This is a genomic window from Bilifractor sp. LCP19S3_H10 (genome assembly GCF_052119185.1).
GTDB lineage: Bacteria > Bacillota > Clostridia > Lachnospirales > Lachnospiraceae > Bilifractor.
On the sequence record NZ_JBQKFT010000002.1, the window covers coordinates 84,404 to 99,905 of the forward strand.

At 48.0% G+C, this 15,502-nt stretch carries 8 protein-coding genes; 5 read left to right on the forward strand and 3 right to left on the reverse strand.

Going from position 1 to position 15,502, the window contains the following annotated elements; genetic code table 11:
• Nucleotides 1–329: 329 nt before the first annotated feature.
• The 5 genes from ACTQZS_RS02235 (at nt 330) to ACTQZS_RS02255 (ending at nt 11,807) form a co-directional block, all read left to right on the forward strand.
• Nucleotides 330–1,472 carry a DUF7601 domain-containing protein gene (locus tag ACTQZS_RS02235; RefSeq protein ID WP_441474380.1) on the forward strand — a complete coding sequence of 381 codons (1,143 nt, stop codon included), beginning with the start codon at nt 330–332 and terminating at the stop codon, nt 1,470–1,472.
• Nucleotides 1,469–7,657 (forward strand): SpaA isopeptide-forming pilin-related protein, encoded by a 6,189-nt coding sequence (locus ACTQZS_RS02240; protein ID WP_441474381.1) that lies wholly within the window; start codon nt 1,469–1,471, stop codon nt 7,655–7,657. The genes ACTQZS_RS02235 and ACTQZS_RS02240 overlap by 4 nt, the downstream gene beginning before the upstream one ends.
• Before the next feature lie 148 nt (nt 7,658–7,805).
• On the forward strand, nt 7,806–9,965 hold the full coding sequence (locus ACTQZS_RS02245; RefSeq protein WP_441474382.1) for a C40 family peptidase: 2,160 nt from the start codon (nt 7,806–7,808) through the stop codon (nt 9,963–9,965).
• 216 nt (nt 9,966–10,181) lie between these two features.
• Nucleotides 10,182–11,021 carry a class C sortase gene (locus ACTQZS_RS02250; RefSeq protein ID WP_441474383.1) on the forward strand — a complete coding sequence of 280 codons (840 nt, stop codon included), beginning with the start codon at nt 10,182–10,184 and terminating at the stop codon, nt 11,019–11,021.
• Nucleotides 11,022–11,120: 99 nt separating this feature from the next.
• Complete coding sequence (locus tag ACTQZS_RS02255; RefSeq protein ID WP_441474384.1) at nt 11,121–11,807, forward strand: metallophosphoesterase family protein; 687 nt, start codon at nt 11,121–11,123, stop codon at nt 11,805–11,807.
• 121 nt (nt 11,808–11,928) lie between these two features.
• On the opposite strand, the gene ACTQZS_RS02260 is transcribed toward ACTQZS_RS02255, so the two are convergent.
• The 3 genes from ACTQZS_RS02260 to ACTQZS_RS02270 form a co-directional block, all read right to left on the reverse strand.
• Entirely contained in the window at nt 11,929–12,801 is an 873-nt protein-coding gene (locus ACTQZS_RS02260; protein WP_441474385.1) for a hypothetical protein, read from the reverse strand.
• 100 nt (nt 12,802–12,901) lie between these two features.
• A complete protein-coding gene (locus tag ACTQZS_RS02265; protein WP_441474386.1) occupies nt 12,902–14,017 on the reverse strand; it encodes a hypothetical protein in 1,116 nt (371 codons plus the stop codon).
• Nucleotides 14,018–14,120: 103 nt separating this feature from the next.
• Complete coding sequence (locus ACTQZS_RS02270) at nt 14,121–15,236, reverse strand: hypothetical protein (protein WP_441474387.1); 1,116 nt, start codon at nt 15,234–15,236, stop codon at nt 14,121–14,123.
• Between the last annotated feature and the right edge of the window lie 266 nt (nt 15,237–15,502).

Here is a 15,502-nt window from a genome sequence, read left to right on the forward strand (position 1 = left end):
GTAATTTTCTTCGATAAAAACGTGGACAGTCTTTCTATAATTTTATCACAACTCATATCGGCCGAATGCAGTCCGGCACGTATTTTGTTTCCGCATCTGTTTCCCCAAAAGCCCGCATAAACAGAACGCTTTTTCCTTTCACGCAAGGATTCCGTCCACATTTTTTCAGTATTTTGCCCATGACAACCCACGACAATTCCCTATTACAAGAAAAAGAAAAAAATAAAAACAAAAACAGACATATATAAAAAAGATGGAAAATATGCATGGCTCATTTTGTGCGGCCATTCGGACAACAGTAGCAGTCGTAGTGGAAGGAGAAAAAAAAGATGAAAAAAATCAGGACAATGATCGCTGCCGTCCTATCCATGTGTCTTCTGATACCGCAGCCGGTGTTGGCGGACACAGAATCGACGGAATTTACGTTCAATCCGGACCGGACAGGATCCGTAACGATTGATTATAAAGACGCCGACGCGGAATCGCCGGTAAGCGGCGCGAACTTTACCCTATATAAAGTGGCGGCCTTTACCTCAGAAATACAGGAAACGACAGAAGGACAGGCTGCCGTGGGAACCCCGGTGAAATCCATTTTCCCCGATCTGGAAATCACATCAGATACCGATCCGGAAAGTATTGAAGAATACGTGGAGAACGCTTATAAGAACGGAATCCCGGAAGGCGGAGCGATCTACCCGGTCATGACCGAAAATGACGGAATCGGGAAGCTCGACCAGGTGGATCTTGGCATCTATCTTGGGGTAGAAACCCATCCGGCAAATGAATACGCGGCGTCCATTCCGTTCCTTGTATCCGTTCCGGAAGGACTCAATAACAAGGAAGACACAAGTCCGGACGCGTGGAACTATGATGTTACCGTTTATCCGAAAGTCCTCCCGCTTGGCGATCTGAAAATCACAAAGAAACTAAAAGGCGATCATACCGAAAGAAACCGGCAGTGGCATTTCACGGTTTTTCTGGACAAGGCTTTCGCGGATTCGAATCCGGATGGTACCGAACGGAAAACAGGAACCGTATCCTCGGATTCCCGGTTTGATACCAACAACATCGCTTCCTCCTCAAATCCGAATTACGGGATGACCTATGACCGGCTGTCTGCCGCATATACCTACGAAACATCGTCGGGAAAAACAGGGACCATCCGTTCCGGGGACACCATTGCTCTGAAGGGCGGAGAGAGCGCAACCATCAAGGGAATCCCGATTGGAACGGCTTACAATGTGTCGGAAAAAGAAGCCAATCAGGATGGCTATACCACGCATGTTACAAAGCGAAACGGCACGATCCGTGAAAAAGATGTCCAGACGGTTTCCTTCGTAAATGAACGAAATCAGCCGAAGGTACAGACCTCGGATTACCGGATCAATCCATGGTACATGCTTGCAGGAATCGCCGCAGCGGTACTGATTCTTTTTGTTTTTGCAAGCAGCCGGAAGAAGGAGAAAAAATGATGAAGAGCATAAAGAAAAGAAAACTTGGCCTTTTTCTTGTGATTGCCCTCGCAGCAGTTGTCTTTACCGGAATTACTTTGTTCTGCCTCTTTGGTATGAAACAGAGGGAACCGGACACAGAGCCGGACTTTTCCACAAAGAAACTGCTGGTCGGCGTTGACAGTAAAAAAAATCTGAGCGCAGGAGGAAATGTGATCTGCGCATATGGCAATACCTATCTGCTTTCCTTCGATTCCGAAGAAGAAACGCGGAACGCTTATGAAGAATATAAGAATTCCGCCAACTTCGTGGATACCGACGCTTATGTCTATCTGGAAGGAAGCAAAGGAACGCCGGACGATTCCCAAACGCTCAAAGAGATTACCGAAGGCGGTAAAAACGGATCCCTGAACAGCATTGCCATGATCAGTACCGGAATTACCGGAGAAGCCGACAAAGTTTCCGTCATCGATGATTACACAGAATCCGAGACCGGCACAAGGCTCGCGATGCTGATCCGCAAGCAGAACCCAAAGGCTGATTTGATTTCCGTACAGGCGTTCAACAAAGAAGGGACTGCAACTTCCGCATCCCTCTACGCCGCGATCGAGACGGCGATCAACAAAGGGGCCGGCACGATCGTTTTACCTTTCTCCACAACAAATCTTCCGGGCACCGCTGCGGTCAACGCAGCCATCAAGGACGCGACAGAAAAAGGAGTCACCGTCATCGGCGCAGCAGGAGACAAGGATATCGAAGCCCTGTATACCATGCCGGGATCCGATGAGTCCGCACTGGTGGTCGGGGCCTGCAACGATAATGGAAAAAAGCTGCGTTCTTCCAACTACGGGCAGAGCGTGGATTACAATGTGGTAGGCGGAAATACCGCGGAAGCGGCAGCCACAATGGCAGGCTACGTTTCCAAAAACGGAGCGGTAATTGACAATAAAACCGTGTTTTCCGCGGACGGTCAGGCGGTGAAAAAAGCAGACGCTGGCGACAAGATCGGAAGCCTGCTCGATACGGATGTCGATGAACTGAGTGAAGGCGTTTCGATTTCCGGTTTTACCTCTGACGCGGACCTGACAGACAGTGTGAAAGACGCGGCAAAGCAGTACGCGGGCATTGACGCGGATGCAGCGGTTTCTCTGCCTTCCAGTATGGAGGGACAGAACTTCACCATAACCGGATCCAGGACCGGTTCCAATGTCATCGGATTAAAGCTGAACGGGACAGAAAGCAATGGAACCGGAGAAATTACGGTTACACCGACAGAAATCCAGAATGACGGAGAAAATTCGGAAGTCACCTTCCATGTAACTGCCGACACCAAAAAGGGACAGGCGGAAGCGGATTATACATTTAATACAAGGCATATAAAAGGCGGAGCCTCCGTTTCTATAGATGCCGCCGAAACAGAAAAAGATGTTAAAGACGACAAGGAAATTACGTACAGCAGTGATTCTGATATCACGACTAAATCGAGTTCATCAGTATCATCTGTTTCAAATACGGAAACTACATCTTCCGTTAGTACGTCGACATCAGACAGCAACGAAAATGTTGCATCGACATCTGACAGTACAGATGCCAAAAGTATTGATTCTTCCGATACACAGCCATCGAATACGGATGTGGATGGTACCGGGGAAGATACGACTGAAACAGAAAAACTCGACACAACGAATACGAAGGGACGAATCCTTGTAAAAGCAGAAGACAAGGCTGTTACAGAAGAGCTGATTAAAGAAACACGCGGTGAAATTCTTGGTCAGTATGATGACGTATATCTGATACAGTACAAAACAGAAAAAAAAGCAGCGGATGCAGCCGAAACGCTTTCGGACAGCGATCAGATTCAAATGGATGATGCAGTCTTTTCTATTGCTGATAATGCAGAGATATCAGACGACGTCTCTGATATTACTGCGGAAAATAATCCACTGAATGCTTTAAATCATACGGATAAAGGTAAATCAGACGACTGGACAATTGCCCTTATCGATACTGGTGCGTCTGGAAACAACGTAGTTGAATCCGTGTCTATGCTTGGCGATGACGGAAAAGACGAAAACGGTCATGGAACAAGGATGGCAAAATTAATTACTGAAGAAAATCCAAATGCCAGGATTCTCAGTATTAAAGCGCTCGATAAGAACGGAAAAGGTACACCGTCATCAGTGTATGCAGCCATTCAGTATGCAATCGAGAAAAAGGTACGAATTATTAATCTTTCATTTTCAGGAGCAAAACAGAGTGGAAACGCTGTCATTGAAGAAATCATTAAAGAAGCCAATAAAAATGGTATAACGGTTATAGGAGCGGCCGGAAATAATGGTGCGAATGTATCAGGCTATCTGCCGGGAAGCCTTGAAGTAGTACAGACAATCGGTGCTGCAGACACGAATGGCAATAAACTGGAAAGCTCCAACTACGGTAATCTGGTAGACTGGTGGATTACGGCAAAAAGCACATCGGAAGCAGCAGCAAAAGCCAGCGGCATTTATTCGCGTGACGGACATTTACAAAAGAACAATGAAGTTTTTCCGTCTGAACATACAGATATTAAAGAATCTGACGTGAGTACATCAGATTCCGAAGGATTCGAAATTGCGGACCATAATGCGACATATAGTCGAGGAACAAAAAGCCTGTCTGATTATATGGGAGGTATGACGCGGGCGGAGTTTGTCAATTATATTGATACTCATCTGAATAAATACCTGGGTGGCGGATATGCGGCAAATCAGTTTTGTGATGGTTTTGTTCATAATGTGATGGCAGATGCTATGGCAGCAACAGGACACAGACCGACAAACGCATACAATACAATACCAGCCGGATGGGCGCAGAGCGGTCAGGCTTGGGGCAGTTTTATCAATCGAAATCCTGATCTCCATGTAGATACATATACAATTAATCCTAATACTGTAGCACCAGATGTATCATCATGGCAGCTGCAAAAAGGCGATATTATCTGGTTTTGGACAAGCGCACAATATGATGGATCCTATTCGGGTGTGTATGGCTCATCAGCTTCTTCAACACCATGGAATTCTATGGCAAACCTGCATCATATTGGTATATATTGGGGAACCTACACAGACCCCAAAACAGGAAAAACGTACAATAATACATGGCTGCACAACAGTGATTCCGCACATACGCAAGTCGTCACAGGAAATCCAGCGGGTATCAAAATTTCAATTCAGCCGGAAGGAAAAACAACATCTATTCAGGCATCTGTTATCCGTTGGTCAGGCAATATAGATACATACGCATCATTATCCAAAAGATCGTCAAATAGTCGTTATACAGACGGAGACAGCTATTACTCGCTTGCAGGTGCGGTATATTACGTATACGACGGGAAAGGGAACCGCGTAGCTACACTTACCACGGATAAAAACGGTAATACCTCGAAAATAAAGCTGAAACCGGGTACCTATACAGCGATAGAACAGGTTGCTCCACACGGATTCCGACTGGATGATGGCCGGGATGCAAATGCAGGCCCTTCAGGGACGAAGCACACGCTAACGATCAAAGCCGGACAAAGCGCAACCTTCATCAGCGTAGAACCGTATTATAAACACGGCCAGATTCACTTGTACAAAAAAGACGCGATTACCGGCTATGAACTTACGGGAGCGGAATTTACCCTGTATGAGCGAAACAGCTCCGGCGGATGGGACAGCAGGGGACTGCTGCACAGCAAGGGCAACCATTTCTGGACCGATGTGATCCATGAAACCCCAAACAACAATAAATATGGATCGGAGTATAAAATTGTAGAGACGAAGGCTCCATACGCGCACAGAGACAAGGCCGGAAATATAAACCTGGCAAAAGAGTCCGATTCCCAGTTTGTGAAGGAATTCACTCTTTCCGGAGATGTGAATCAGGTTGTATCGTATATTACCGCCAACAATAAGAATACGAAGGTTCATATCCAGATCACAAAGCTGGACGAGGTTCATCCGGAAACAAAAGTTACCGGAGCGACTTTAAGATTGTATCCGTGGAACAATCAGAAGAATGCATTTGATGAAAGCAAAGCGATCACCTTACAGGAGACGTCAACCGGCGTTTATGAATGCGATTTTCTGACGGATACAACGAATGAAGGAAAGATCAGAATCGTGGAAGGCCATCTGTCAAACGGAAAGCTGATTCAGGATAAGAACGAACTGCCCGTCAAATACAGCGGCCATGTCGATCAGCAGCATACGATCAGCTCTGCCTCGACGCAGGAAACGTATAACTGGACATGCTATAACCATATCGAGCCCCAGCACGCGAGAATCGTCATGAAAAAGACGGACATCGAATCGGGAAGCGCGATCGAGGGCGCGACATTCAAGGTTTATGAGCATGACCTGAAGGCAAATAAGTGGGTTTATTACACAACCATGGTCTGGAACAAGACAACACAGCAGTATGAACTGCCGGAAGGAATAGACCTGTTGGGATATTACGACAGCAGCGATGCCGCTTATAAGTACTACGGACATTACAACAACGGCAAGTATGTCGTCGTAGAGGAAAAGGCTCCAACCGGTTACGTGACGGAGCATCCGTCGGATGGCTTTGCAAATCCGGATACCGGAGTAAAATACAGGTATTGGGATGCAAGCTTCAGCAATACGGAAACACCGAAAACCGTCATTCAGCTGTCGAATCTGTCTGCCGTGAATGCGCCGACAAGCGTGTACATGCAGAAGGTAGACGCGAACGGAAATCCGATGAATGGTGTTGTATTCCGTTATGGAGACGCAAACGGTGATGAAAGTACATACAAGAGCGTAACAAGCGCATCCATGAAAGTAGATACCGATGCGGACGGAAAAGCGGATACGATGATGGATGGCATTATCAAAATCCAGCGACTCACTGCCGGAACCTGGCAGATCCAGGAAACGGACGTATCAAAAGCCCAGGCGTATGATAAAAATCATCAGGGAACTAAAATCGGTGATCCGGGCGGATACCATCTGGATGATACATGGAACAAGTTCTATGTAAGCGGCGACGGACTTTTGAAAAGCGCGTCAAGCACGTTGGTGAGAACCAACAAGATCGGCAATATTTCGGTTGGAAAGAACGGACAAAAGGAAAACGGATCAACTGATACGGAATGGGGCAACTATCTTGTATTCCGCATGACGAACTACGCGGAGTACCCGCTGCGCCTGACCAAGTACGCGAAGCTGAGCGAGAAACTGTATACGATTACGGCGGATGGATACAAGCAGAAGATCGGGGAAACAGACTACGGTGCAAACGTTCTGCACGATCCTTCAGTGAAAAAGGATACGTATGCAGACATCACCGACGACAGTGTAAAAGCTGTACTGAACAGTGTTGTCTATACCTACAATGAGGATGGAAGCATCAAGAGTCAGCGGCCATGGACAATCGGTCAGAAATTCCCGTATGGCATGAAATTCTCCGTCTATGAATATTCCAAGACGAGCAAATCCGTGGATGGGAACGGCTACAAGACAACCCCGATCGCGGTTCTGTCGTACAGTGAAAAAGCGGGAATGTTTGTCGATGAACAGACCGCAAGCGGAAACAATCCGAAAGAAGTTACCATAAACTACACGCCTGACAATCAGGGTAAATACATGGTGAAAGAAACCGCCACAACGGCAGGCTATCTTCGGGATTCTTCCGCAAAGTACGTGACCATTCCGGCAGCACCGGATCAGGATCAGTATAAACGTTTGCGGGAAGTACGATTCACCAATACGACGAACGAATTCTCCATCAATAAGATTGATACCAATGGTAACAAAGTTGCCGGATGTCAGTTCCGCGTATGGATGGATCCCCTTGACGGAGGTTCGGACAACGGCGAAGTGATTCTGCAGACCAACGACAACAATGATTGTGCAATGTATGCGCTGCGTCCGGGTACATGGCACTATCAAGAGGTCAGTGTTCCGCATGGCTTTAACGTAGACAATAACATTTACGACTTCACGGTTTCGCCGGACGGAACCATCGAAGGAAAGCCTTACAAGAAGGTGACGCGTGTGAATACACGGCAGACACTGCTCAGGGTTCTGAAGGAAGATACAACCGAGCAGTACCTGAACGACTTCCCGGACGGCACAGAATTCTATATTTATGAATGGGATGCTGAGAAAGGCGCGTTTAGCAGCGTACCAAGCAAAAAACTCATTTATAAGAGGAAGTAAGGTTCGATTAGGAAAGAGAAACACGACGCTCCGTGTATGCGGGGCGTCTGTTTTTGCAAAAAAAATAAAAAATGAATTCGTTTTCTTCCATATATGAAAAAGAGCTAGACATAATTGAGATATTTTCGGATAGAAAAGGAGGCCTTTCGTGAAACGAAAATTTATAAACAAACTATTGATGACGGCTGTGACCATCACGGTTGCGGCAGGAATCGGGACACCGGCGGTTGTTCACGCGGATGAACTGCCGGCAGGACAGGCACAAAGTACAGAATCGCCGCCTTCCTCCGAACAGGCCGTAAATACGGATTCTTCCGGAGCGAGCAGTCAGGAAAGCGCCGAGGAAGCTCCGGCGGCAGAGCCGGGAGGAGAGGCGTCAGGCTCTGGGGAGGCAGAGAGCCCGGGACAGGGAACGGAAACAACACCTTCCGAGACAGCTGATCCGTCCGTTACCCCCTCGCCGGAGCCGACACAGCCGTCTACGCCAACGCCGACAGAACCGACAGCACCCGAGCCGACACAGCCCGCGTCACCGTCCAACCCGACGGAAAACAAGCCGTCAAACCAGAGCGGACAGCAGATAAATACGCCGGACACAAAGAATAATCAAAAAAGCGGCACAGGTCAGGGAAATAAACCGACAGGAAACACGCAAGGAAAATCCGCATCCAGTGCAGCAAAGGACGGAAAAGAAACGTCATCTGCACCGGAAGTGAAGCCCGGGACGGGATCCCGCGTGATTGTGGAACCTTCCACCATTACCGATGATCATTTCTGGCAGATTGGAAAAGTAAAATTGTTTGCCAAAAAGGATCTGAACATCCTGGAAGAGAAAAAAGAGGACGCAAAGGTCGTCGGGACTGCAAAACGGCTGGATCTGATGTACCGCATCAAGGACGAGGGCGACGGATGGCTGTATGTGGAATCCGGAGATGTCCGGGGATTTGTCGAAGCATCCAGGGTATACCAGGGGAAAAAGGCCGACAAGATTGCAAACCGCCTGATGAAGATCGCCGGGGTTTCCACGGACGAGGAGAAGGCCAATTATGACTGGTCTTCCAGAACCGCGAAGACGACAGTGGCAAAAACAGAGAACAAAGCATACACCTATTACCGGGCAACGACACAGAAAGTTGTGGTCGATAAGAAATACGCGGAACCCAACGCGAAGGTACAGTCCTATATCAACATCCGGGAAGCGGAAAGCGTAAACGCGGAGTCGGTCGGAAAGATTCCCAAGAACGGATACATGTACGTGCTTCTGGACGACGGAAGCGGATGGCTGTACGTGGAATCCGGAGATGCGCGGGGATTCGTCAATAAGGAGTATGTGGATGACAGCGACGCCGTAACCGCAAAGATCGAAGCCGACGGAGAGAGCAAATATCAAAAAGCGGAAACCATCGTAAAACCGGAAGAAAACAGCGCGTATTATTACACGCTGACCTCTTGTGAATCCGGGAAACCGAACGGGCAGATCGGGGAATCCGTTGTCGAGTATGCGTCGAACTACATCGGCAATCCTTATGTCTGGGGCGGTACCAGTCTGACAAACGGCGCGGATTGTTCCGGTTTTGTGCAGAGTATTTACGCACAGTACGGAGTTTCCCTTCCAAGGGTAGCCGCGGATCAGGCACAGGCGGGGACCGCCATTCCGATAAAGGACGCCATGCCGGGCGATCTGGTCTTCTACAGCAATGCAAAAGAAGGCGTCTACCATGTTATGATATATGCCGGTAACGGAAAGACGGTAGAAGCGCAGAGCTCCGCGACAGGCATTGTGAGCGGAACCTACGACTACAACAGCGGTCTGGATTATGCCGTAAGGGTACTGGATCAGGCCAATGTACCGAATATCGTCAACACGGAAGACGCAGCGGAGATTACTCCGACGCAGACGATTGGCGGGGTGTACAGCTACGAAAAGTGGAACACCAACTGGACGGCGGGAACCTACCAGAAAGCCCTGCACGATCAGTACGAGAATTATGATGAAGAAGGCTTTGGAAAAATTGGCGACAGATATGTGATCGCCTGCACAACAACCTTCGGACGCGTCGGAGACCTGATTGATTTCGAACTCGACGACGGCACCGTAATCAAGACGGTCATGGGAGATGCCAAGAACCAGAATGACGCAGGGTGTAATCTGTACGGTCATTTGAATGGAACCAATGTTATTGAGTTTATCGTAAATGGCGACACCTGGTATGGAAAAAAGAGTAATCCGGGCAATGCCGACAATCATCCGGAATGGGGCGGAAAACACGTGGTAAAAGCATATAACTACGGCAACATTCTTGGATAATCACGAATTCCTGAAAAAGGAAGATCCCGCTTCCTGGCGGAGACAGGATACAGACCTCCTGAATCAGACTTGAGGGCTGCAAAAAAAATACATCCGGGATAGACAGGGAAACCCATCCGTCAGATTGTTGGAGGGCAAACGGTGTCCGTCCCGGATGTTTTTTTAAAAAAAGTTGCGAAAATTTCGGAAACTCTTTTGTAGAAGGAGAAATACCGCATGCGCAAATGGAAAAAAATAATTCCGGTTTTACTTTTGGCCGCCATTACCGTAAGAATTGTCTGGTTCTGCCTTCCGTTTTTATCCAACGCGGTCCACGGAATGCAACAGTCAGCGTCTATGCAGAAATATCAGGATAACGTAGAAAGCATGAAAGAGCAGGACATCTCCGACCAGTGGAATGCCTGCATCGAATATAATGAAAAAATCGCAAAAGAACAGAAAACAAGCCCTTTCCATTACCGCAGCCAGACGAACCGGGATCCGGAATACGAATCTTTGCTGAACCCGGATCATGACGGAATCATGGGGTATATTGAGATTCCGTCTGCGGATATTTATCTGCCAATCGGACATGGCACATCAGATTCGACACTGGACGTCATGGCAGGGCATATGTATGAAACCAGTCTGATTACCGGCGGGGAAAACACGCATGCCGTGATCACGGCACACACGGGACTGCAAAGTGCAAAACTGTTTGATAATGTGGACAAAATGAAAACCGGGGATGCGTTTTTTATCTATGTTCTTGGCGAAACGCATCGGTATGTCGTGGATGACATTCGGACGGTTTTACCAGAAGACGCGGACAAATATCTTGGGATAGAAGACGGCAAAGATTACGTAACCCTCTATACCTGTACGCCGTATGGCGTAAATGATCATCGGCTACTGGTAAGAGGCGTCAGGCAGGATACGGAAAATAACGAAGGCGACACCGTGTTGACCCTGCGGGATCACAGTATCATGGCGGTTATAGAAACGATCCTGTTTGCAGGGATTCCGATAGCAATACCAGTCATAGGAATTACAATTTTGCGAAAAAGGAAAAGGTGATTTTGTACAAAAAAAGAAGAGAACCGCTTTCACAGCCCCAACCGAGCAAGCCCGGGAGGGGCCTTACGAAACAGAAAGGCAAAGCAAAGGAAAGAGCAAATGTTCCACGATCTCAAACCGCGAAAAATCACAAATGCCATGCGCCAGGCATTGCCGTTCCGTCAATTGCCGGAAAACAACATTCTTATCATCGCCGACTGGCATTACAGGCTGCGGGCGGAATGGGGCGAGATACGCTCCCGGCTGCCGTCTGCGGATATTGCCCTGCTGCTCGGGGATATCGGGTATTCGGACGCGAAGGCGCTGACGGAAGCCGCACCCCCGGATGTCCCAATGCTGTACATTCTTGGAAACCACAATGTCTGGTCGGAATATAGGAGGATTCCCCGTCTCCAGCCGCTGGACCGCAAAGTAATCGAGATCAACGGCATCCGCTTCGGCGGGATTTCCGGGTCAAACCGGTATTCGGACAGCCCGAAAAGGGTGATGCGGACAGAGGAAGAGGCTGCCGCGATAGCCGGACAGCTTCCGGCCTGCGATATCCTGTGCACGCATACCTGCGCGTATTCTTATCAAAAAAAAGAAACACATTCTTTGCACCATGGCTATCACTGCCTGGATCAGTATATACGGAGGTGTCGCCCGCAATACCATCTCTTCGGACATCTCCACGAAAGCGGGAGGAAAAGGATCGGGCATACCGACTGCATCTGCACCTATGTCGCGTCCATGTTGAACACAAAAACCGATGAGTGGGTGCCGTTTTTGCGAGAAATGGACGGCTAAATACGCATTCCACATACATGCTGCCAGAATAATATAAAACGCCTTATACGTCCCGGATTCTACAAACAGGCGCTTCGCTTGTCAATGAGTGAACTACCCGCAAATTCAATTTGCGGGTAGTTCACCCTTCTACCCATTTCTGTTCGGTACGCACCTCACGTGGATGATTAACAACATGTATCTGGGCATCGTGATGGACGGTGGTCGGAACCTGAACAGGTTCTATATGCCAACCACCTTCTCCTGCGAGAAGGTGAGCGGTCTTATGATCATCAACTTGGTCTTCTGTCCATCCTTCAAAGTCCTGTCCACATACACTACAAAGATTGTGTAATTCGGTCGTGTACGTTGTCTCGTCCCACGCTTCTTTATCCACCACGGTTTTTGTCGTTGCAGGCGTATCTACAACGGTTTCGTCCCAAGCGGCCTTGTCCACGACGGTCTCGATCCACGCGGCTTTGTCCGTCACAGTAACTGTTACGTAATGTCCTTTTTTCGTTGAGCTTGTTTCGGAACTCTTCCCTGTATTTTTCGCCGTGTTCGTATTCGTGGACGATGTGTTTTTCGTTGGCTGCGAAGACGTATTTCCCTTTGAGGGGGTCGATCCGGAGGTCTTGCTGTTGTCCGATCCGGAAGCCTTGCTGTCACCAGATGAAGTGGTTTTTGTTTCTGTCTTCGAATCCGATTTCGTATCAGACTTTGCGCTATCGGATTTTGTACTTGTAGATTTTACATCCGGTTTTGTGGAAGACTTGCCCTTGGACGAGTCGTCCTTCACGGAATCCGCTTTGAGAGAGGTATCGGATTTCTTTGTTGTCTTTGCATCGGTCTTGCTTTCAGACTTCGTTGCAGGACGGTCTTTTTCTGTGTTTGTCTCTGTGGATACCGACGCGGAAGTTTCCGTCTTCGGCGGGGTTTTGACACTGCCGCATCCGGCAAGCGTGGACAGGGAAAGAATCCCGGCCGCTAAAAGATATAACATTCTTTTTTTCATAATTTTTCTCCTACCAATAATATGTTCCATCACGCCGATTTTCCTGCAAAAAAGAAGAGAACCACCTTTCAGCGGCTCCCTTCTTTTTCTTCTCGCAAAATCAACCAGCTACCCATTTCTGTTCAGTGTGTGTCTCTGCGGGATGATTGACAACATGTGTCTGGGCATCGTGATGAACAACGTGTGTCACAGCATCGTGATGGACAACGTGCGTGACAGCAGGAACGGTTTCCTGATGCGTCACAGCATCGTGATGAACGGTGTTGGGGACTTGCTCATAAGTAGTATAATAACTTGCGTTTTCGCCAGCTAAGAGATGAGCTTCTGTGTGGGCGATAATTTGATCTTCTGACATATCTGCAAGATCCTGTCCGCAGCCATCACAAATGTCATGTTCAATTGTTGTATACGTTGTCTCATCCCATGCCTGCTGATCTACCACAGTCTTTGTTGTAGCCGGCGTATCAACAACAGTCTCATCCCAGGCAGGTGTATCGACAACGGTTTCATCCCAAGCAGCCTTGTCCACGACGGTCTCAGTCCACGCGGGTTTGTCCGTCACAGTAACCGTTACGTAATGTCCCTTCTTCGTAGAGCTTGTTTCGGAACTCTTCCCTGTATTTTTCGTCGTGTTCGTATTCGTGGATGATGTATTCTTCGTTGGCTGCGAAGACGTATTTCCCTTTGAGGATGTCGATCCGGTGGCTTTGCTGCTGCCTGATGTCGATCCGGAAGTCTTGCTTCCGCCGGACGAAGCAGCTGCAGAAGATCCGGTTTTGCTTCCGCTGGAAGCGGATCCGGTGGTCTTGTTGTTGCTGGATGCGGATCCGGAGGTCTTGCTGTTGTCCGATCCGGAAGCCTTACTGTCACCGGATGAAGTGGTTTTGGTCTCCGTCTTCGATTCTGATTTCGTATCAGACTTTGCGCTATCGGATTTTGTACTTGTAGATTTTACATCCGGTTTTGTGGAAGACTTGCCCTTGGACGAGTCGTCCTTCACGGAATCCGCTTTGAGAGAGGTATCGGATCTCTTTGTTGTCTTTGCATCGGTCTTGCTTTCAGACTTCGTTGCAGGACGGTCTTTTTCTGTGTTTGTCTCTGAGGATACAGAAGCGGAAGTCTCCGTCTTCGGCGGGGTTTTGACACTGCCGCATCCGACAAGCGTGGACAGGGAAAGGATCCCGGCCGCTAATAGATATAACATTCTCTTCTTCATATCTTTTTTCTCCTATTAATAATGCTTTCCATCGCACTGATTTTCCTGCAAAAAAGAAGAGAACCACTTTCCCAGCGGCTCCCTTCTTTTTACTCTTGCAAAATCACCCTTCTACCCATTTCCGTTCACCGTGCGCCTCTGCGGGATGATTAACAACATGTGTCTGGGCATCGTGATGAACAACGTGTGTCACAGCATCGTGATGGACAACGTGCGTGACAGCAGGAACGGTTTCCTGATGCGTCACGGCATCGTGATGAACGGTGGTCGGAACCTGAACAAGTTCTGTATGCCAACCGCCATATCCACCAGCGTCGAGATGGGCATCTTCATGGGCAATCACCTGGTCTTCTGTCCATCCATGAAAATCCTGATGACATTCATTGCAAAAATTATGCGATTCTGACGTATACGTTGTCTCGTCCCACGCCTCTTTATCTACAACGGTTTTCGTTGTTGCGGGCGTATCTACAACGGTTTCATCCCAAGCCGGCGTATCTACAACGGTTTCATCCCACGCAGCCTTGTCCACGACGGTTTCGGTCCACGCGGGTTTGTCTGTAACAGTAACTGTTACGTAATGTCCCTTCTTCGTCGAACTTGTTTCGGAGCTCTTCCCTGTATTTTTCGTCGTGTTCGTATTCGTGGACGATGTATTTTTCGTTGGCTGCGAAGACGTATTTCCCTTTGAGGATGTCGATCCGGTGGCTTTGCTGCTGCCTGATGTCGATCCGGAAGTCTTGCTTCCGCCGGACGAAGCAGCTGCAGAAGATCCGGTTTTGCTTCCGCTGGAAGCGGATCCGGTGGTCTTGTTGTTGCTGGATGCGGATCCGGAGGTCTTGCTGTTGTCCGATCCGGAAGCCTTGCTGTCACCAGATGAAGTGGTTTTTGTTTCTGTCTTCGAATCCGATTTTGTATCAGACTTTGCGCTATCGGATTTTGTACTTGTAGATTTTACATCCGGTTTTGTATCGGACTTGTTTTTGGACGAATCATCTTTCACGGAATCCGCTTTGAGAGAAGTATCGGATTTCTTTGTTGTTTTTGTATCGGACTTGTTTTCAGACTTTGTTGCAGGACGGTCTTTTTCTGTGTTTGTCTCTGTGGATACCGAAGCAGAAGTTTCCGTCTTCGGCGGAGTTTTGACGCTGCCGCATCCGACAAGCGTGGACAGGGAAAGGATCCCGGCCGCTAATAAATATAACATTCTCTTCTTCATATCTTTTTTCTCCTATTAAATAATGCGTTTAACAAATGCAGGTTCTTTTTCGTTTCATACCACAAATATGGACGAAGCATCCAAAAAAACTTTTTACTTGACACACGACGATTTTATGCCTTGTCAGCCTTATATTATAAGGATTTTTTTGTGTTTTCAAGTGTGTTTTGTATGCGCAAAAAATGAAGACACGAAAAAAGCAATAACTTTTTCACCTTTTTTTCTGATGACCGGGCAAAAAAGGAAAAAAAATAAAAAATAAATTC

Excerpts from the sequence above, each read along its gene's own strand:
- ACTQZS_RS02260 (WP_441474385.1), bottom strand. The coding sequence starts at position 12,801 with ATGAAAAAAAGAATGTTATATCTTTTAGCGGCCGGGATTCTTTCCCTG.
- ACTQZS_RS02250 (WP_441474383.1), top strand. The coding sequence starts at position 10,182 with ATGCGCAAATGGAAAAAAATAATTCCGGTTTTACTTTTGGCCGCCATT.
- ACTQZS_RS02235 (WP_441474380.1), top strand. The coding sequence starts at position 330 with ATGAAAAAAATCAGGACAATGATCGCTGCCGTCCTATCCATGTGTCTT.
- ACTQZS_RS02265 (WP_441474386.1), bottom strand. The coding sequence starts at position 14,017 with ATGAAGAAGAGAATGTTATATCTATTAGCGGCCGGGATCCTTTCCCTG.
- ACTQZS_RS02240 (WP_441474381.1), top strand. The coding sequence starts at position 1,469 with ATGATGAAGAGCATAAAGAAAAGAAAACTTGGCCTTTTTCTTGTGATT.
- ACTQZS_RS02270 (WP_441474387.1), bottom strand. The coding sequence starts at position 15,236 with ATGAAGAAGAGAATGTTATATTTATTAGCGGCCGGGATCCTTTCCCTG.
- ACTQZS_RS02255 (WP_441474384.1), top strand. The coding sequence starts at position 11,121 with ATGTTCCACGATCTCAAACCGCGAAAAATCACAAATGCCATGCGCCAG.